The organism is Martinezella sp. CNPSo 3957 (assembly GCF_057784395.1).
In genome coordinates this window covers 18,865-37,342 of record NZ_JBXSOU010000016.1, presented here as the reverse complement: position 1 = coordinate 37,342, position 18,478 = coordinate 18,865, and the positions used below count along the sequence as shown (strand labels likewise).

At 60.7% G+C, this 18,478-nt stretch carries 16 protein-coding genes and 1 tRNA gene; 7 read left to right on the top strand and 10 right to left on the bottom strand.

Translation table 11 applies throughout. The features are described 5' to 3' along the window. Positions 1-119: 119 nt before the first annotated feature. From AC13QE_RS27055 to AC13QE_RS27035, 5 genes are all read right to left on the bottom strand, one after another. Entirely contained in the window at positions 120-632 is a 513-nt protein-coding gene (locus AC13QE_RS27055; RefSeq protein ID WP_184372289.1) for a disulfide bond formation protein B, read from the bottom strand. 18 nt (positions 633-650) lie between these two features. Then, positions 651-1,244, bottom strand: coding sequence for a YqaA family protein (locus AC13QE_RS27050; RefSeq protein ID WP_488486041.1), 594 nt, complete (start codon positions 1,242-1,244; stop codon positions 651-653). A 147-nt stretch (positions 1,245-1,391) separates the two neighbouring features. Then, entirely contained in the window at positions 1,392-1,748 is a 357-nt protein-coding gene (locus AC13QE_RS27045; RefSeq protein ID WP_488486040.1) for a DUF6693 family protein, read from the bottom strand. Between the two features lie 146 nt (positions 1,749-1,894). Continuing rightward, positions 1,895-1,979 (bottom strand) — tRNA-Leu (locus AC13QE_RS27040). 144 nt (positions 1,980-2,123) lie between these two features. Then, positions 2,124-3,422, bottom strand: coding sequence for an MFS transporter (locus tag AC13QE_RS27035; RefSeq protein WP_374822700.1), 1,299 nt, complete (start codon positions 3,420-3,422; stop codon positions 2,124-2,126). 230 nt (positions 3,423-3,652) lie between these two features. Between AC13QE_RS27035 and AC13QE_RS27030 the strand changes: the two genes are divergently transcribed. After that, positions 3,653-4,240 (top strand): TetR/AcrR family transcriptional regulator, encoded by a 588-nt coding sequence (locus tag AC13QE_RS27030; protein WP_488486039.1) that lies wholly within the window; start codon positions 3,653-3,655, stop codon positions 4,238-4,240. Between the two features lie 7 nt (positions 4,241-4,247). Here AC13QE_RS27030 and AC13QE_RS27025 read toward each other — a convergent pair whose 3' ends face one another. Then, the gene (locus AC13QE_RS27025) at positions 4,248-5,042 is read right to left on the bottom strand and encodes a class I SAM-dependent methyltransferase (protein WP_488486038.1); all 795 of its coding nucleotides are present in this window, start codon (positions 5,040-5,042) and stop codon (positions 4,248-4,250) included. A gap of 314 nt (positions 5,043-5,356) precedes the next feature. Beyond that, complete coding sequence (locus AC13QE_RS27020) at positions 5,357-6,337, bottom strand: aldo/keto reductase (protein ID WP_488486037.1); 981 nt, start codon at positions 6,335-6,337, stop codon at positions 5,357-5,359. A 254-nt stretch (positions 6,338-6,591) separates the two neighbouring features. Here AC13QE_RS27020 and AC13QE_RS27015 point away from each other — a divergent pair, with 254 nt between their 5' ends. Next, positions 6,592-8,241 (top strand): AMP-binding protein, encoded by a 1,650-nt coding sequence (locus tag AC13QE_RS27015; RefSeq protein WP_488486036.1) that lies wholly within the window; start codon positions 6,592-6,594, stop codon positions 8,239-8,241. Here AC13QE_RS27015 and AC13QE_RS27010 read toward each other — a convergent pair. Next, the gene (locus tag AC13QE_RS27010) at positions 8,228-9,499 is read right to left on the bottom strand and encodes a GNAT family N-acetyltransferase (protein ID WP_112336461.1); all 1,272 of its coding nucleotides are present in this window, start codon (positions 9,497-9,499) and stop codon (positions 8,228-8,230) included. The two genes, AC13QE_RS27015 and AC13QE_RS27010, sit on opposite strands and share 14 nt — an antisense overlap. 2 nt (positions 9,500-9,501) lie before the next feature. Next, positions 9,502-10,917, bottom strand: a complete 1,416-nt coding sequence (locus AC13QE_RS27005) for an oligosaccharide flippase family protein (RefSeq protein WP_488486035.1) — start codon at positions 10,915-10,917, stop codon at positions 9,502-9,504. Positions 10,918-11,165: 248 nt separating this feature from the next. On the opposite strand from AC13QE_RS27005, the gene AC13QE_RS27000 reads away from it, so the two are divergent. Continuing rightward, entirely contained in the window at positions 11,166-11,795 is a 630-nt protein-coding gene (locus AC13QE_RS27000) for a glutathione S-transferase family protein (protein ID WP_488486034.1), read from the top strand. A gap of 130 nt (positions 11,796-11,925) precedes the next feature. Here AC13QE_RS27000 and secA read toward each other — a convergent pair whose 3' ends face one another. After that, positions 11,926-14,646 carry a preprotein translocase subunit SecA gene (gene secA, locus AC13QE_RS26995; RefSeq protein WP_488486033.1) on the bottom strand — a complete coding sequence of 907 codons (2,721 nt, stop codon included), beginning with the start codon at positions 14,644-14,646 and terminating at the stop codon, positions 11,926-11,928. A gap of 246 nt (positions 14,647-14,892) precedes the next feature. On the opposite strand from secA, the gene AC13QE_RS26990 reads away from it, so the two are divergent. The 4 genes from AC13QE_RS26990 to mutT all read left to right on the top strand — a co-directional run bounded on the left by AC13QE_RS26990 (position 14,893) and on the right by mutT (position 18,433). Next, complete coding sequence (locus tag AC13QE_RS26990) at positions 14,893-15,816, top strand: peptidylprolyl isomerase (RefSeq protein WP_488486032.1); 924 nt, start codon at positions 14,893-14,895, stop codon at positions 15,814-15,816. Between the two features lie 175 nt (positions 15,817-15,991). Next, on the top strand, positions 15,992-17,233 hold the full coding sequence (argJ, locus tag AC13QE_RS26985; RefSeq protein WP_488486031.1) for a bifunctional glutamate N-acetyltransferase/amino-acid acetyltransferase ArgJ: 1,242 nt from the start codon (positions 15,992-15,994) through the stop codon (positions 17,231-17,233). Then, positions 17,214-18,023, top strand: a complete 810-nt coding sequence (locus AC13QE_RS26980; RefSeq protein ID WP_488486030.1) for a GNAT family N-acetyltransferase — start codon at positions 17,214-17,216, stop codon at positions 18,021-18,023. The genes argJ and AC13QE_RS26980 overlap by 20 nt, the downstream gene beginning before the upstream one ends. Next, complete coding sequence (mutT, locus tag AC13QE_RS26975) at positions 18,020-18,433, top strand: 8-oxo-dGTP diphosphatase MutT (RefSeq protein WP_075857087.1); 414 nt, start codon at positions 18,020-18,022, stop codon at positions 18,431-18,433. The genes AC13QE_RS26980 and mutT overlap by 4 nt, the downstream gene beginning before the upstream one ends. Positions 18,434-18,478 lie beyond the last annotated feature (45 nt).

Sequence of the window (18,478 nt, the reverse complement as noted above, 5' to 3'; positions counted from 1 at the left end):
GGGATGGCCAGCGGCATACTCCCACCAATCTCCCCCCTTGTGGGGGAGATGTCACGAAGTGACAGAGGGGGGTATCAGAGCCGCGACATACGAGAGATCACGGCCGCTCGCCCAAAGATTCAACCCGCCTTCTTCGCCCCTACAAAAGCAATAGCCGCCAATATCACGCTTGCGATTACATTCCAGCCGGCCATGGATAGGCCGAGGATGCGCAGCGCCGCTTCCGTGCAGGACGGCCCCTTGATGGTGTTCAGCTGGCCGAGCAGGTCGCCCGCATTCTGCGTGACGCTGCTTGCCGTCGTCGAGCAGGTGGTCGGGCCTTCCCAGAAATGCCATTCGACGCCGGCGTGATAGACGCCGATACCGCCGCCGACCAACATCATCAGGCCGGCGATGATGAGGAGCCCGCGGGTGATCCAGGAGGGCAGGCCGGCAACTGCCGTCAGCACGGCAATGATGGCGACCGGGATGCCATAATAATAGGGTTGGCGCTGCTCCAGGCAGAGCGCGCAGGGGATATAGCCGCCGATATATTGAAAGCCGAGTGCCGAGCCGATGACGACGATCATACCGATCGTCAGCAGGGCGCCATAGCCGAGGCCGGCGCGGGAGGAAGGCGAAGTCGTGGACATGCGTTGGGGGCTCCTTGGTCAGCTCGCCAGGGCAAAATGGAAGACGGCATAGAGGGCGATGAGAACGGCGGCAGCGGCCATTGTGATCTGGCCGAGGCGCTTCTCGATGAAATGGCGGATGGATTCGCCATAGCGGCGAAGCAGGAAGGCCAGGAGGAAAAAGCGGGCGCCACGGGCGACGATGGCCGAGACGATAAACAGGCCGAGATCGATATGCGCGACGCCGGAGAGGATCGTCACCACCTTGATCGGCGGCAGATGCGCGAGACCCGATGTGACCAGCAGGAGCAGGATCCATTCATAGGTGACGCCGGCGCTCATCTGGTTGAAGGCGTCAAGCTTGCCGTAGAATTCGAGGATCGGCTTGGCGATGGTCTCGAAGGCATAATAGCCGAGCGCCCAACCGGCAATGCCGCCAAGCACGGAGGCAACCGTCGCCGTCAGCGCATAGCGCCAGGCGCGCTCAGGCTTCGCCAGCGACATCGGCAGGAAAAGTACGTCGGCCGGAACGAGAAAGATCGAGCTTTCGACGAAGGCGATAACGGCCAACCAGATTTCCGCCGATTTGCGGCCGGCAAGCGACATGGTCCAGTCGTAAAGTCTACGAAGCATGAGGGCCCCTTTTTGCTGCGTTGCAAACCTTTAGGGGGCAGGATTATGGCTGTAAATGGTCGGGGACTGACGGAAGTGGCGGAAAGGCAAAATTTTTCGTGATGGTGTGGGGTGATGTGGCGATGTCGAAGCCGTCACCAGACCTTCTCAGTAATATTCAACTCGCGTTTCGTTCAGGACGACGCGGATCACGCGATAAGCATAGAGGAAGCTGGCAAGGCCAAGGGTCACGATAATCAGAAGGACCCAGAGAACTACATGTCCTATCGAGTGACCGATATTGAAGGTGCAATTGAGGCGGCCGACGGGGCGGCCGGAGCCATCCAGCAGCTCGGTTTTGTTCAATACGGCGCGGTTGAGGTAGTAGGGGAAGACGATCAGTGCGAGGCCGAGCGTCACGATCGTCAATATGATCCAGAGAATCACGCTGCCGATCGATTCAGCCACGCTGAACGAGCATTTGAGCCGACCGATGCGGGTGGAAGTGGTGGCAATCTCAGACAATTTTTCGCCTTTTAAATTTTATGGTGACCAATATTTTGCTGGAAGAACAATTCGAACAGGATGTATCATTATTAATGATCGCGCAAAAGTAGCAATCAAGAGGAAATATTGATTAATGCATGAAAAACAATGGTCATGAGATTTTGTGGTGCCCCATGCCGGAGTCGAACCAGCACTTCTTTCGAAACTCGATTTTGAGTCGAGCGCGTCTACCAATTCCGCCAATGGGGCAACGGGGTACTGACGAGGCGGCTGTCTAGCATGTGATCGGCTCGGCGCGCAAGCCGGGTGCGGCAGATATTGCGAGCGTTTCCGCAGGGTTGCGGTTTGGCCCATGGCGTGGGTGGACGCCATGGGCTTTTTGTCGTTTGAGGCTCAGTGAGCCATGGCCGGGCCTTTGCTGGTGGAGCCGGATTTTTGCAAGGTGATTGCCAGGATTGCGGCGAGCAGGCAGAAGGCGCCGGCGACGAAGAAGGCGGGCAGGTAGGTGTTGAGTTCGGTTCGGGTGAGGCCAGCGCCATAGGCGGCGGTGGCGGCACCGAGCTGGTGGCCGGCGAAGACCCAGCCGAAGACGAGGCCGGCCTTCTCGCGGCCGAAGCGGTCGGCGGCGATCTTGACGGTCGGCGGTACGGTGGCGATCCAGTCGAGGCCATAAAAAACGGCGAAGATCGACAGGCCGTAGAAGGTGAAATCGCTGAAGGGCAGATAGACCAGCGACAGGCCGCGCAGGCCGTAATACCAGAAAAGCAGCCAGCGATTGTCGAAACGGTCGGAGAGCCAGCCGGAGCCGATCGTGCCGAAGAAATCGAAGATGCCCATGACGGCGAGTACGCTGGCGGCCGCGACAGGCACGATGCCGAAATCGCCGCAGAGGGTGACGAAATGCGTCTGTATCAGGCCGTTGGTGGACAGGCCGCAGATGAAGAAGGTGGCGAACAGGATCCAGAAGGTCGAGGTGGTGGAGACTTCCCGCAGGATCGCGATCGGCGAGGCGAGCGCTGCCTTCAGGTTCCTGGTGGCCGCCGGCGGGGGCGTGATGTGGACCTCGCCGACCAGCGGCAGATTGACGTCCGAGGGACGGTCGCGCATCAGCAGCAGCACGATGAAGGCGGCGACGACGATCATGCCGCAGACGAAGAGCACGGTGGTGCGCCAGCCGTAGCGCGTCGTCAGCTCCGCCATCAGCGGGAGGAAGACCAGCTGTCCCGTGGCTGAGCTTGCCGAAAGCATGCCGATGACGAGGCCGCGATGCTTGGTGAACCAGCGCGTCGATACGGTCGCCGCCAGCACCATGGCGGTGAGGCCGGTGCCGAAGCCGATGATGATGCCCCAGCACAAAAGCAGTTGCCAGACCTGCGTCATATAGAGCGAGCCGATGAAGCCGACGCATATGGTGCCCAGCGCGAAGACGATGACCTTGCGCACGCCGAAATGGTTCATGAAGGCTGCAGCGAAAGGACCCATCAGGCCGAACAGCACCAACCGGACGGCAAGCGCGGACGAAATCGAGGAGGTGCTCCAGCCGAATTCGTCCTCCAGCGGCTTGATAAGCACGCCGGGCGCGCCCATGGCGCCGGCCGTGACCAGCATGGTGAGAAAGGTGGCGGCGACGACGACCCATCCGTAATGGATGTTGCGCCGGGCGAGCGTCGAGGCAAGGGTAGTGGAAACCATGAGCTGCGTTCCAATCAGGTTGGGTATCGTGCCGCCAGGCCGGACTTGCGAAAACGCCGGATCGCGGACAGTCGGGGGTACCGTACCACGTCTAGCGCCCTGCCGTTCTCCGGGCTTGAACGTTTGTGCAAAGGCATTTACATGATTGTTATCATATTTGTTGCTTATTGATGATGGCCATCATATAAATTGTCAATACAGATTTATTGATGCTCTGATGGAGTTTATTGATGAGAGTGAGCCGGGAGAAATTCGCCGAGAATCGCGAGAAGATCCTTGCCGTGGCGGGCGAGCTCTTTCGCGAGAAGGGTTTCGACGGCATCGGCGTCGCCGAGATCATGAAGGCGGCGGGCCTGACGCATGGCGGCTTCTACGGCCATTTCGATTCGAAGGACGAGCTTGCCTGCGAGGCGAGCAAGGCGTTGGTGGCCCGCTCGCTGGAGCGCTGGAAAGAGGTGGCGGCAAGCTCGCCCGAACAGCCGCTGGAAGCGCTGCTCGCCCATTATCTCTCGCATCGCAACGTTGTTGAGCATGCGACCGGCTGCGTCTTCGCGGCGCTGACGCAGGAGGTCAGCCGCCATGGCCCCAAGATGCAGTCCACCTTCACCGGCGGCCTGATGGGGCTGGTCGAGGTGCTGGAAGAAATCGTTCCCGGCGAAACGCCGGAGGATCGCCGGCGCAGGGCCTTTGCCAGCCTCTCGGCCATGGTCGGTGCCGTTATTCTGGCGCGCGCAATGGATAGCGCTGAGCTGTCGCAGGAATTCCTGTCGGCGACCCGGCAGGAGCTGTCGCCGCTGCCGGGTGAAAGCAACGGTTGACCTTCGTCTAATCGCGGAAGGCGAGCAGCCCGTTCGCCTCGACGACCTCCCTGAATTTGCCGTCGGGCGCGACCGCCAGCAGCTCGGCGCGCAGAGCCGCTTCGAAATCGGCTGCCTTGTCTCCGAGTGCCTGCGGCGAGGTCGACGACATCGAGAAGATGCGGCCGACGATCTCTTCGATATCCCTTGTATATTCCGAGATGATGCCGATCCGTTCGAGATTGCGGAAGGGGGAGGCGAGCAGCATGGCTTCATGCGGCGCCCATTCCTTGCTCCGGCGCATCTGCCGTTCCGCGCTACGCTCGGGTGAATAGGTTTCCATCAGTGGTTCTAGGATGCCGCGCCAGTTCGGCTCCGCCAGAATGCCTTTATCGTGGAAGAGCACGACGGCGCCGCCCGGCTCGATGAGCTTATCAAGTGCTTGAAGCGTTGCCGGCCTGTCCATCCAGTGGAAGGAGCGGCCCATGACGCAGAGGTGCAGCCTGCCGATATCAGGGGCGAGATCATAGGAAGACCCTTGCCGGATGTTGATATCGACGCCGGCTGTCTTCGCACCGAGCGCGGCTTCGGCAAGCATTTCCGGCTCCGGATCCATAGCGGTGACGGCGGCGCCCTGCAGCCGGGCGAAGGCGATGCCGAGCTGGCCGGGACCGCAGCCGAGATCGAGCACATGGTCGCCGGGCTTGAGGCCGCTGCGCTCCGCGACGCGGGTAATCAGCCTATCCGGATAGGGGATGCGGTAGCGCAGGTAATAGGCCGCGGTCGATTGAAAGCGCCGCGCCTCGAAGGGAACTGTAATCATTGGATATCATCCTCGGGGGAAAGGAACCTCGATCTGTTAAGCCCCAACTATGACCTGCTCGTGAAGTCACTTTTGCGCGATTTGCCGTATGGTCAATCGACTTCAGAGGGTGTGAATGCCCCTCACCCTAGCCCTCTCCCCGCTCGCGGGGAGAGGGGACGATCGAACAAAACACTGGCGGTCACCGTATGGACGGAACTTGGATTCGGCAGGAAAACCCCCTCTCCCCGCAAGCGGGGAGAGGGTCGGGGTGAGGGGCCAGGCAAGCTGGTGCGGCATCACCAGCGTAACCTGATCAGCCGTAAAATCCGCGATCACTTAAACCCCGCAACCCCATGCGGAACATAGGGGCTTTCCAGCGTCTCGATTTCCTCCGGCGTCAATTTGACCTCCAGGGAGGCGACCGCATCGGTGATGTGGCCGGGCTTGGAGGCGCCGATGATCGGGGCGGTGACGGCGCTCTTCTGCAGGATCCAGGCGGTCGCGACCTGCGCGCGCGGGATGCCGCGCGCCTTGGCGATCGTTCCGACGGCATCGACGATCTTGCGGTCGGCTTCGAGCGCCTGGGTATAGAGCGTCTTGCCGAATTCGTCGGACTCGGTGCGGGCCGTCGCCTCGTCCCAATCGCGGGTAAGCCGGCCGCGGGCGAGCGGGCTCCAGGGGATGACGGCGATCTTCTGATCCTCGCAGAAGGGCAGCATCTCGCGCTCTTCCTCGCGGTAGAGCAGGTTCAGGTGGTCCTGCATGCTGACGAACTCCGTCCAGCCGTTGAGGCGGGAGGTATAAATCGCCTTCGCGAATTGCCAGGCATACATGGAGGAAGCGCCGATGTAGCGGGCCTTGCCGGCCTTGACGACATCATGCAGCGCTTCCAGCGTTTCCTCGATCGGCGTCGTATAGTCCCAGCGGTGGATCTGGTAGAGATCGACGTAATCGGTGCCGAGGCGGCGCAGGCTGTTGTCGATCTCGTCGAAGATCGCCTTGCGCGACAGACCGGCGCCATTCGGGCCTGGGCGCATGCGGTTGAAAACCTTGGTGGCGAGCACGATATCGTCGCGCTTGGCGAAATCCTTGATGGCGCGGCCGACGATCTCTTCCGACGAGCCGTTGGAGTAGGTATTGGCCGTATCGAGGAAGTTGATGCCGGCCTCGATCGCCTGCCGCAGCAGCGGGCGACTCTCGTCCTCTTTCAGCGACCAAGCATGCGTGCCTTTGTTGGGGTCGCCATAGGTCATGCAACCCAGGCAGATGCGTGAGACTTCAAGGCCGGTCCTGCCGAGCTTTACGTATTCCATCGCTATTCTCCGTCCATTCGATTGTTCGGCGCAATGAGGACCACCGCCGGAAGAGCGGTGGAATATGTGCGTCGCGAAAGCAAATCGGCGGGCAAGATCGTCGCCGGACGACGCATCAGTTCGTGAAGAGCTTCGAAGTATTCTTCAATAAATAAGGCAATTCGTCCGGCAGAGAAGACGGCGATTTCAAATGTTTCCTTGAACCCCAGAGGCGACAGGTGTTAGCTGCACTGCACAATTTTCTGGAACTGCGCATGAAATTGCCCCCGCTTGATACTTATGAAGCCCTCTATCGCGACTTTCGTTGGGAGATTCCGGCGAGATTCAACATGGGACATGCTGTTTGCGATGCCTGGGCCGAACGCGAGCCCGACCGGATCTGCCTTCAGCATTTCAATCCGGACGGCAATCACTTTTCCATGACCTATGGTGAGTTGCGCGATCGTTCCGCCTCCTTTGCCAACGCGCTTGTTTCGCTCGGCGTGCAAGCGGGAGATCGGGTGGCGCTACTATTGCCGCAGGGTTTCGAGACGGTCGTCGCGCATGTGGCGATCTACAAGATGGGGGCGATCGCCCTGCCGTTGGCCTTGCTGTTCGGCGCCGAGGCGCTGGAATATCGGCTGAAGACATCAGGTGCGTCGGCAATCGTCACCAATCGGTTCGGTCTCGAGCGGCTGCGTCCGATCCGGGACCGGCTGCCGGAACTGGCGCAGGTGATCAGCATCGATGGTGCTGAGGAGGGCGTTGCAGGCTTTGCCGATCTGGAGGCCGCGCACCCGCCGCTGTTCGAGGTGGCGGATACTGGTCCGGACGATCCGGCTCTGATGATCTTCACCTCGGGCACGACCGGGCCGCCCAAGGGCGCGCTGCATGGCCATCGCGTGTTGCCCGGACATATTCCGGGCATGCAATTCGCCCATGAAGGCTTTCCCAAGGCCGGTGACCGGCTCTGGACGCCGTCGGACTGGGCCTGGGCCGGCGGCCTTCTGAACGCGCTTTTGCCGAGCCTGATGCTCGGCGTTCCCGTCGTTTCCTCGCCGGCGCAAAAATTCGATCCGCATATGGCCTTCCGCATCATGGCCGAGATGGAGGTGCGCAATGCCTTCATCCCGCCGACGGCGCTGCGGCTTTTGAAGGCCGTGGACAATCCGCGCGCCCATTATGATCTCAAGCTTCGCACCATCGGTTCGGCCGGCGAGGCGCTCGGCCGCGAAACCTTTGAATGGGCGCGATCCGCGCTTGGTGTCAGCGTCAACGAATTCTTCGGCCAGACGGAATGCAATTTCGTGCTCTCCTCCAGTGAAGCCTTTGGCGTCAGCCGTGCAGGCGCAACCGGCAAGCCTGTTCCTGGCCATCGCGTCGCGATCGTCGATGCCGAGGGTATCGAGGTTCCCGTAGGCGAGAGCGGGCAAATTGCCATCAAGCGGCCCGATCCGGTGATGTTTCTCGGCTATTGGCGGAACGAGGCGGCGACGGAGGCGAAATTCGCCAATGACTGGCTGCTGACCGGCGATATCGGCCGGCAGGACGCGGATGACTATATTTCCTTCGTCGGCCGCGACGACGACGTCATCACCTCGTCGGGCTATCGCATCGGGCCGAGCGAGATCGAGGATTGCCTCGGCGGCCATCCGGCCGTGCAGCTTGCTGCGGCGGTGGGAAAGCCGGATGCGGTCCGAACGGAAATCGTCAAGGCCTATGTCGTCCTCGTGCCCGGTCGCGAGCCGAGTGACAAACTGGCGATCGAGATCCGAGAATGGGTCAAGACGCGGCTTTCCATGCACGAATATCCGCGCGAGATCGAATTCGTCGACGCTCTGCCACTGACGACCTCGGGCAAGGTGATTCGTCGCCTGCTGCGCGAGCGGGCGATCGCCGAAACTCGCGGTTCTAGCGCTTCGTAAGCGACAGGATCTTTTCTCGCAGCAGCTTCGCCATGTTGCGGGTGCTGCGATACATGTGCAGCTGGGTGGTGACCTGACGGACGTCGCGGTCGCCGTTCGGGGTCAGGCCGATGATGAGCGTGCCCATGTCCTCGCGCTCGTGCCAGAAGCGGCTCATGATCGGATGATCGGGTACGGCGCAGGAATCGGAGCGGACGACGTTGGCGTCGTCGAGATGCCATTCCGTCAGTTCGCCCATCAAGAGCTTGCCTGGCGAATAGCGGGCATAGGCTTCGTCAAAGGCCGTCTTCCACGTATAGGCCTCCCCGCCCATGATCAACACGATCATCGAGGCGACGGCCTTGCCATTAAGATCGATTGAGTGAATGCGCACCGCGTCGATGGCGGCAAGGTTGGAAATCGCTTCGCGGGCAAAGGCGGCATGATGGCGATCGGTGACGAGCGCCGAGCGCTTCTTGCCCTTCCAGCCGCTTGCCTCCAGCGCCAGGAATTCTTCCATGCGCCCGTGAATATCGCGGGGCTGACGGGCGACGTTGTAGCTGACCTCGCCGTGGTTTTCCAAAAGTCGCCATTGGCGGCGCATTTCGCGCAAATGCGCGTTGGAAATCGTTCGCCTGAGATAGGTGAGCGCGTCGTCGTTGCTTTGGAGCATCGGGCGCTGGAATGGGTTGGCGATGGCGATCGGCAGGTTTCGGCCGATCGCAATGACCTTGGCCATCTGGACGAAACGGCCGTTGAGCCGGACATCCGGCAATACGAGCGTGGTCGGGAGATGCAGCTCCGGCCGGGAGAGTGCCTCGAAGAGGTTATCGAGCGTTTCGCCGGCATCCTCGGCGTCTAGCAGGGGCGTGCCGAGCGGGCCGAAGGAGTTCGACCAGACGCGGATGATCGACGGGCCGATGGCGAAGCCCGGCTTGTCGACCGTGAAGGGCATCAGCAGACGCATGCGGCTGCGCGTGCTGTTGATATCGCGCATCAGCGCCAGACGCACCTGCCGATCCTCAAGGCGCGGCATGGCGGGCGCCAGGAAGCGGCCCGAGAAGAAGACATTCGGCTCCATGGCGCGATTGGACAGGAAGTCCAGTTCGTCCTGCAGCTCATAGCCGAGCTTGCCTGGATAGAGGCAGAGTTCGCGTCCGGCGCGGCCGACCTCGACCCGGGCTTCCGCTTTCGGCGTTTCGAAATGCAGTGCTGCGAGCGTATGGGTCAGAGCGTTCACTTGGCTGTCGGTGGTTTCGGTGTAGGGGGGACGTGCCATGATCAGAAGACCCTCGTTGCCGATGACGCCGACGAACGCCGGAGGAGGGCGAATAGTTTGATGCCAAGCGCGCGGCGGACGGCCACGTGCAGGAGCAAGGCCTCGATTGCCATGGCAGTGGCGCCGGCAATCGCCGCTCCTTCGATGCCGAAATGCGGGATGAGCGCGACATTGAGCCCGACATTGGCAACGAGCGCTACAGCATAGAGATAGACGCAGAGCATCTGCTTGTCCGCCATGGTCAGGAGCACTTCGGCAGGGCCGACGAGCGCTCTCGCAAGAATGCCGGCAAGCAGGATCGCCATCACGATCTGTCCCTCCGTGAAGGCGGCGCCGAACAGCGAAAGCAGGAGCTGCCCCGCCGCCAGCACCACGAGGCCGAGGGCAAGTGCTGGAAAGAAGGACCAGCGTGTGGCCTCTGTGGCAAAGGCCGCGAGCTTGCTCCGGTCGCCTTCGGCAAGAATGGCGGCAAAGCGCGGTCCGATGGCCGCCCTGACGGCGAAGGAGACGAAGAGCACCAGGGCCATCGTTTTTGCCGCTGCGAAATAGACGGCGACTTCATCCGGATCGAGGAAAATGCCGACGACGATGACGTCCGAATTGGTGAGTAGGTAGCCCACGCCTTCGACCAGGAAGATCGGCAGGGCGACGGCTGTCCAGGCGCGGAATTCAGTGGCTTTCGGGCCGCTTGGATAATGGCGGCGCAGACGGAGCGTCACCGCGAGATATTGCAGCAGGACACTGGTGAAAGCGCCGGCGAGAGCTGCGGCCATAGCGGTGACGGCATCACGCGGTGCGCCGGCGAGGATCGCGGCCAGCATGAAGAGAAGGATCAGCGTCGGGCGGATGAGGAAGGTCGGGCTGAGTGCCATGACCGGCCAGTGCTTGGCGCGGGCCGTACCGTCCAGAACGTCTCCGAGCGCAATCATCGGCACCGCAATCAGGCCAAGGAAAACCGGCATGACGTAATAGTGCTCGATCATGCCGCGAAAGGCAAAAAGCAGGAGCGCCCCAATCAGCGCCAGCGTGCCCGAGACGGCAACCACGAACAGGCGTGCCGTCGTGTTCAGACCGCGAATGGCATCATGATTGCCGCTGGCATCATACTGCGGCAGGAAGCGGATGATGGCCGTGGGGAAGCCCAGGCAGGCAAGATTGCCGAACAGGATCATCAGCACCCAGACGAAGACGAAAATGCCGTATTCGAACCGGCCCATCAGGCGAGCAAGAATGATCTGCGAGAGAAAGGCGAGCGCGGCGCCTGCAACGCGGATCGTGAAGGCGATCAGCGCCATGCGCTGCGACGCAGCTCTCTCGTCGTGACCGGCAAGCAGGATGCTAATCTTGCGCAGATACGGTGATAGGGCGGCCCGCAAGGCGGACGGCAACATTCTTTCCGCTGTTTGAAAGACCGCCATGATCGATACGCAATACTTTAAGTATGATCCCAAACTCGCGTTAGTCTTGGCAGAGGAGAGTTAAGAATCGGTTCTTGCGACACGTAAAAGTGGCTTTGCCGAAATGGAGGGTTGCTTATCAAGCATGCCGGAAAGCAACCATGAGACGCAAGTTGCCCTTGGGCTGCTGCGCCATGCCGCTGCACAGGAAACGGGTGGCGACGGTTCGGTCGGTATGTAGAATCCAGGGTCTATCGGAGGAGGATTTCATGCTCACACTTCACGATTATTTGCCGTCGCAGAATGGCTGGAAGGCCAGGGTTCTGTTCGGATTGCTCGATATTCCCTACCAGACTCGCCTGGTGTCCATCTTCGAGGGTGAGGGGCGCACGGACGCCTTTCTCGATCTCAATCCGGCAGGCGGCATTCCCGTTCTCGAACTGGAGGATGGGCGAACGATAGCGGAATCGAACGCTATTCTCATCTATGTGGCCGAAGGCACTCGGTTTCTTCCGGCGGATCGCTATTTGCACGCCAAGGTCATGCAATGGCTGTTCTTCGAGCAGTATCATGTCGAACCGGTCATCGGCACGCTGCGCTTCTGGACGCTGACGGGACGGCTCGAGCTCAATGCAGTTATGGCCGAGGCCAAGCGCTCAGCCGGCCTTCGTGCCCTTGCAGCGCTTGAGCGTGGGCTGAAGAATACGCCATTTCTCGTCGGTGGCGAGTTTTCGATCGCGGACATAGCCGTTTACGCCTATGCCCATAAGGCAGCGGATTGCGGCTTCGATCTCGCTGATTACCCGGCGCTTACGGCCTGGTTCGATCGGGTGCTTGATGTCATCGGGCCAGGCTACCCGGTCCATCTCTACAGTGAGGATCCGCATTCCGCTATTTGAATACGGTAGACGTGCTGGTGACGCTTGCCGGCTGCGCGTGTCGACGACAATTGCTGTGATCTCCGATCGTTGCAAACAAAAATGCCGCCCTAAAGGCGGCATTCTGTTCGTTGCTATCGGTTTGCGAGGCTTAGACCACTTCGCTGCTTTCGAAGGCGCCGTGGCAGTGCTTGTACTTCTTGCCGGAGCCGCAGGGGCAGGCCTCGTTACGGCCGACGCGGCCCCACGTTGCCGGATTGAGTGGATCGCGATTTTCCGGAGATATGAAGCTTTCGCTTGCAAGCGCGAACGGGGCGAATTCGTCCTCGCCGGTCGTCGCGTCGATATGACGGGCCTGCATCGGCGGTGTTTCCGGTTCGGCCGGCTGCTGCACCAGTTCGACGCGCGAAAGCTGCGCGGTCACGGCCTGGCGCAGATTGTTCAACAGCGCCTGGAACAGCTCGAAAGCCTCGGCCTTGTATTCCTGCAGCGGATCGCGCTGCGCATAGCCGCGGAAGCCGATGACCGAGCGCAGATGATCGAGGTTGACGATGTGCTCGCGCCAGAGATTGTCCAGCGTCTGCAGCACGATGGAGCGCTCGACATAGGTCATGATCTCGGGGCCGAAGCGTTCGGCCTTTTCGGCCGCAGCCTTTTCCGCCGCTTCCGTCAGGCGGGCGCGGATATCGTCTTCAGCGATGCCTTCTTCCTTGACCCAGTCATGAATGGGCAGGTCGAGATCGAAGAAGTTGGCAACAGCCGTCTTCAGGCCGTCAGCATCCCACTGTTCGGCATAGGCGCGTTCGGGAATATGTCTGGCGACGAGATCCTCGATGACGTCGTGGCGCATATCACCGACGAATTCGGAGAGGTCCTTCGATTCCATCAGTTCGACGCGCTGGTCGAAGATGACCTTGCGCTGATCGTTCAGCACGTCGTCGTACTTCAGAACGTTCTTGCGGATGTCGAAGTTGCGGGCCTCGACCTTCTTCTGAGCGCGTTCAACCGCCTTGTTGATCCAGGGGTGGACGATCGCTTCGCCTTCCTTGAGGCCGAGCTTCTGCAGCATGCCGTCCATGCGGTCGGAGCCGAAGATGCGCATCAGGTCGTCCTGGAGCGACAGGTAGAATTTCGAGCGGCCAGGGTCGCCCTGGCGGCCGGAACGGCCACGCAGCTGGTTGTCGATACGGCGGCTTTCATGGCGCTCCGAGGCGATGACGTAGAGGCCGCCGGCAGCGATCGATTTCTGCTTGAGCTCCTTGATCTCTTCGGCAATGCGGGCAATGGCCGCGTCGCGTTCCGGACCTGGCTCCATCTCGTCCAAATCGCGCTCGACCCGCATTTCCAGATTACCGCCGAGCTGGATGTCGGTGCCGCGGCCGGCCATGTTGGTGGCGATTGTCACCGCGCCGGGAACGCCGGCCTGGGCGACGATGTAGGCTTCCTGCTCGTGATAGCGGGCGTTCAGAACCTGGAAATTGGAAAAGCCGCGCTTGCGCATGAGATCGGCGAGAAGTTCGGACTTCTCGATAGACGTCGTGCCGACCAGCACGGGCTGGCCGCGCTTGTGCGCGTCGAGGATCTCGTTGATGATGGCGTTATATTTCTCGGCATGCGTACGATAGACCTCGTCGTCCTCATCGATACGCTGGATCGGCAGATTGGTCGGCACCTCGATCACGTCAAGGCCGTAGATGTTGCCGAATTCCTCCGCTTCCGTCGAAGCCGTACCGGTCATGCCGGCGAGCTTGTCGTACATGCGGAAGTAGTTCTGGAAGGTGATCTGCGCCAGTGTCTGGTTTTCCGGCTGGATCTGCACATGTTCCTTGGCTTCCAGTGCCTGGTGCTGACCGTCCGAATAACGGCGGCCCGGCATCATGCGGCCGGTGAATTCGTCGATGATGACGACTTCGCCGTTGCGGACGATATAGTCCTTGTCGCGCTGGAACAGCTTATGCGCCTTGAGCGCATTGTTGATGTGGTGGACGATCGCGACGTTCTCGACGTCGTAGAGCGATTCACCCTTCAACAGGCCGGCTTCGCGCAGCATGTTTTCCAGCTTCTCGGTGCCTTCTTCGGAGAAGTTTGCCGAGCGCTGTTTTTCATCGATTTCGTAGTCTTCCTTCGCCAGGCGGGGAATGAAGGCGTCGATGGTGACATAAAGATCAGAGCGGTCGTCGAGCGGACCGGAGATGATCAGCGGCGTGCGCGCTTCGTCGACGAGGATCGAGTCCACTTCGTCGACGATCGCGAAGCTATGACCGCGCTGAACCATCTGGGCGCGCTCATACTTCATGTTGTCGCGCAGATAGTCGAAACCGAGCTCGTTGTTGGTGGCGTATGTGATATCGCAGGCATAGGCGTCATGGCGCTGTTCATCGGACAGGCCGTGGACGATGACACCAGTCGTCAGGCCGAGGAAGCTATACAGGCGTCCCATGGTGCCGCTGTCGCGCTGCGCCAGGTAATCGTTGACTGTAACGACATGCACGCCCTTGCCGGCCAGCGCGTTCAAATAGACCGGCAGGGTTGCGACCAGGGTTTTACCTTCGCCGGTCTTCATTTCGGCGATCGCATTGGAATGAAGGATCATGCCGCCGATGAGCTGCACATCGAAAGGTCGCATGCCGAGAACGCGGCGCGACGCTTCACGCGCAACAGCGAAGGCTGGCACGAGGATATCATCCAGCGTCTTGCCCTCCGCGAGCTGCTGGCGGAACTCAACCGTCTTGGCGGCCAGAGCTTCATCGGACAGCGCGCGCATCTCCGGCTCGAGCGCATTGATTGCGGCTACTTGCGGCTGGAACGATTTGACCCGGCGGTCGTTGGACGAGCCGAACAACTTGCGGGCAATTCCACCTAGGCTGACCATGTGACTGGTCCTTTCTGAGATTTCATCCCGCCGTTTCCTGCTTTATCCCTTCCCGAAAAAAACGGGAGTATAGCACAAAACGGCCGGAAACTGTTCTGGACGCGAGGTTGCGTGACAGATAAGAGGGGGGTCGATTGATGTCAACGGGATTTGGCCGATACAGAAAGGCCACATTCTCCTGCTGAAGGCTTTTTCACGCCGGATTCACATCTGTCGAGCCGGTTGAGATCACCGAAGGGTTATTTTATGTTGAAGTATAACAAGCTTGCTGCGGTTGCTTTCGCGACAATCGTTACCTTCCAGGCTCCGGTCTTCGCGGCCGATGCCAAGGATCCCGTTGTCGCCAAGGTCGGCGATGTCGAAATCCATCAATCCGAACTCAATCTCGCGATCGCCAATCTCGATCCGCAGCTCGGCCAGCTTCCGGATGACCAGAAGAAGGTCGCGGCACTTTCGGCCTCGGTCGATGTGAAGCTCTTGTCGCAGAAGGCCGCTGCCGAGAAGCTCGACCAGACGCCGGATTTCCAGGCTCATATGGCCTATCTGCGCGACCGCGAGCTGCACAATGCTTTCTTCAAGGCACATGTCGCCGACGCCATCAAGGATGATGAAGTCAAGGCTCGCTACGACAAGGAAGTCGCAGCCCTGCCGAAGCAGGAAGAAGTTCATGCCCGCCACATTCTCGTGAAGACCGAGGATGAAGCCAAGGCGATCATCAAGGAACTCGATGCCGGCAAGGATTTTGCCGCACTTGCCAAGGAAAAGTCGACCGATCCGAATAAGGCTGACGGCGGCGATCTGGGTTATTTCGGCCATGGCCGTATGGTCAAGGAATTCGAAGACGCGGCTTTCGCGCTGCCGGTCGGCACCTATACGAAGACCCCGGTCAAGACCGATTTCGGCTGGCACATCATCAAGGTCGAGGACAAGCGCAATGCTCCTCCTCCGCCGTTCGATCAGGTCAAGGACCAGGTTCGTCAGCTCGTCATGCGCGACAAGTATCTTGAGCTTCTGAACAAGGCCAAGCAGGATACCAAGGTCGTCATCAACGACCCGGCGCTCAGCAAGGCCTATGACGATGCGCAGAAGCAGCAGGACGCGGCACCGGCCGATGATGCCGTTGCGCCTGCTGATGGTGCAGCAGCGCCCGACGCGCAGCCGCAGCAGTAAGTCACAGCAGTCAAACAATCGGGGCCCGGTTTTTTCCGGGCTCTTCACTAGAGCCGGATGATTTTAGGTCGATACGACCTAGAATCTGAATCCGCTCCAGAATTAAAAAGCAGAGCATGATGTAATCCGAAAACTGCCTACACTTTTCGGCATCATGCTCGTCCAGGTGGGTCTCATGTCCGGTTCCGTCTCTCCGCTCGCTCCCAAATCCTTTGCGTCCATGCCCGCCCTTCGCGGCGTGCGCATGACCACGGCATCCGCCGGCATCAAGTACAAGAACCGGACCGATGTCCTGTTGATGGTCTTCGACAAGCCGGCCGCCGTTGCCGGCGTCTTTACGCGTTCGAAGTGCCCTTCGGCTCCGGTCGATTTCTGCCGCAAGAACCTTGCACACGGCAGCGCGCGCGCCGTCGTCGTCAATTCAGGCAATGCCAATGCCTTCACCGGTCTGAAGGGACGCCAGGCGACGGAACTGACCGCCAAGTCCGCGGCGGCCGCCGTCGGCTGCGGTGAAAACGAAGTCTATCTTGCCTCCACCGGCGTCATCGGCGAGCCGCTCGACGCCACCAAGTTTGCCGGGGTGCTCGACACGATGGCGAAGGATGCGACAAGCGATTTCTGGTTCGAAGCCGCCAAGGCGATCATGACTACGGATACTTATCCGAAGGTCGCGACCCGTATCGCCGAGATCGGCGGCGTCAAGGTGACCATCAACGGCATTGCCAAGGGCGCCGGCATGATCGCGCCCGACATGGCGACGATGCTCTCCTTCGTGGTCACCGATGCCGATATTTCCTCTGCCGCGTTGCAGACGCTGCTGTCCGAGGGGGTCGGTCCGAGCTTCAACTCCATGACCGTCGACAGCGATACTTCGACCTCGGACACGCTGATGCTCTTTGCCACTGGCGCTGCTGCTGCCGACGGACAGGCGCATATCGATCGGGCCGACGATCCGAAGCTTGCCGGTTTCCGCGTAGCACTCAACGAGCTGCTGAAGGATCTTGCCATCCAGGTCGTGCGTGATGGCGAAGGCGCGACCAAGATGCTCGAAATCACCGTGACCGGCGCCGAAAATGACGCAGCTGCCAAGCGCATCGCCCTTTCGATCGCCAATTCGCCGCTGGTCAAGACCGCGGCCGCCGGCGAAGACGCCAATTGGGGCCGCGTCGTCATGGCGGTCGGCAAGGCCGGCGAAATGGCGGATCGCGACAAGCTCGCCATCTGGTTCGGCGATGTCCGCGTTGCCGTCAACGGCGAGCGTGACGCTTCCTATTCGGAAGACGCCGCCTCGAATGTCATGAAGCAGCAGGATATTCCCGTGAAGGTCGATCTCGGCCTCGGCAATGGCCGCGCAACGGTCTGGACCTGCGACCTCACCAAGGAATATGTTGCCATCAATGGCGACTACCGGAGCTGATACCTCGCTGATGCATGCGCAGTCCACGATAAACAAGCTGCCCCTGGTGCGCAGGCTCGAAGCCGTTGGCTTTAGGGCCTGGCCTGCCTCGTCGGTGCAATATGATGGCAGCTGGCAGATCCGGCTAACGGCGGGTCATCCGTCCAAGCGGCTGAATTCTGTCGTGCCGCTCGATCCTTCTGATCATCGCGATCTCGAAATACGGTTGACGAAGGCGCAGCGCAAATTCGAGGCCTATGGCAGGCCGATGGTCGTGCGTGAGACCCCTCTTGCCTCGCCGAAGCTCATCGATCTCCTTCGGGAGCGCGGCTGGACGTGCTTCGACGAGACGATCGTCATGACCGCCAATCTCGTCGATCTCGAACTGCCTGACATGCTGGATCATCTTCCGAGCCACGATGTCGGCCGCTATGTTGATGCCAGCCTGCTGGTTGATGGGGCTGATCCCGCCCTGAAGCCTGCGCTGGCGGAGGTGGTGAGCAGCATCAAGCCGCCATCGGGACTCTTCGTCATCGAAAATGACAATGCCGGACCGGTGGCGACCACGCTGTGCGTGCAGGATAATGATCTTGCCGGCATCATGTCTGTCGCCGTTTCCGTACAGCATCGGCGCAAGGGTCTAGGAGCCGAGATTCTGACATCGGCGCTCCGCTGGGCACGCATGCGCAGCGCCAAGACTGCCTGGCTTCAGGTCAGCGCCGACAATGCTCCGGCTCTGGCGCTCTACGTCCGTTTCGGCTTCCGCGAAGCCTATCGCTATTGCTATTGGCAACCGCCGGGGGCTGCATGAGCGAGGCTGGCCGCAAGATCGTTCTCGTCGCCGCCTGCGCGCTTATCGACACGGATGGCCGCATCCTGTTGGCGCAGCGTCCCGAAGGGAAATCCCTCGCCGGCCTTTGGGAATTTCCCGGCGGCAAAGTCGAGGCCGGCGAGACGCCGGAGGAGACCCTGGTGCGCGAGCTTCAGGAAGAGCTTGGCATCCAGACGAAGATCGCCTGTCTTGCGCCGCTGACCTTCGCCAGCCACACCTATGAAACCTTTCATCTACTGATGCCGCTTTACATCTGCCGGCGCTATGAGGGAATCCCGCATGGCCGGGAAGGGCAGGCGATCAAATGGGTGCGGCCGCAAGCCCTGCGTGACTATCCCATGCCGCCGGCCGACGAGCCGCTGATCCCGTTCCTGCAGGATCTGCTTTAGCTTCTATGGCAAGGGCTGAGACAGCGCTGCCTTCCGGCGGCGTCG

Coding starts and splice junctions, on each gene's coding strand:
- AC13QE_RS27020 (WP_488486037.1), bottom strand. CDS start 6,337: ATGGAATACGTAAAGCTCGGCAGGACCGGCCTTGAAGTCTCACGCATC.
- AC13QE_RS27000 (WP_488486034.1), top strand. CDS start 11,166: ATGCTCACACTTCACGATTATTTGCCGTCGCAGAATGGCTGGAAGGCC.
- AC13QE_RS27030 (WP_488486039.1), top strand. CDS start 3,653: ATGAGAGTGAGCCGGGAGAAATTCGCCGAGAATCGCGAGAAGATCCTT.
- AC13QE_RS27005 (WP_488486035.1), bottom strand. CDS start 10,917: ATGGCGGTCTTTCAAACAGCGGAAAGAATGTTGCCGTCCGCCTTGCGG.
- AC13QE_RS27055 (WP_184372289.1), bottom strand. CDS start 632: ATGTCCACGACTTCGCCTTCCTCCCGCGCCGGCCTCGGCTATGGCGCC.
- AC13QE_RS27035 (WP_374822700.1), bottom strand. CDS start 3,422: ATGGTTTCCACTACCCTTGCCTCGACGCTCGCCCGGCGCAACATCCAT.
- argJ (WP_488486031.1), top strand. CDS start 15,992: ATGTCCGGTTCCGTCTCTCCGCTCGCTCCCAAATCCTTTGCGTCCATG.
- AC13QE_RS26990 (WP_488486032.1), top strand. CDS start 14,893: ATGTTGAAGTATAACAAGCTTGCTGCGGTTGCTTTCGCGACAATCGTT.
- AC13QE_RS27010 (WP_112336461.1), bottom strand. CDS start 9,499: ATGGCACGTCCCCCCTACACCGAAACCACCGACAGCCAAGTGAACGCT.
- AC13QE_RS27025 (WP_488486038.1), bottom strand. CDS start 5,042: ATGATTACAGTTCCCTTCGAGGCGCGGCGCTTTCAATCGACCGCGGCC.
- AC13QE_RS27050 (WP_488486041.1), bottom strand. CDS start 1,244: ATGCTTCGTAGACTTTACGACTGGACCATGTCGCTTGCCGGCCGCAAA.
- AC13QE_RS26980 (WP_488486030.1), top strand. CDS start 17,214: ATGGCGACTACCGGAGCTGATACCTCGCTGATGCATGCGCAGTCCACG.
- mutT (WP_075857087.1), top strand. CDS start 18,020: ATGAGCGAGGCTGGCCGCAAGATCGTTCTCGTCGCCGCCTGCGCGCTT.
- secA (WP_488486033.1), bottom strand. CDS start 14,646: ATGGTCAGCCTAGGTGGAATTGCCCGCAAGTTGTTCGGCTCGTCCAAC.
- AC13QE_RS27015 (WP_488486036.1), top strand. CDS start 6,592: ATGAAATTGCCCCCGCTTGATACTTATGAAGCCCTCTATCGCGACTTT.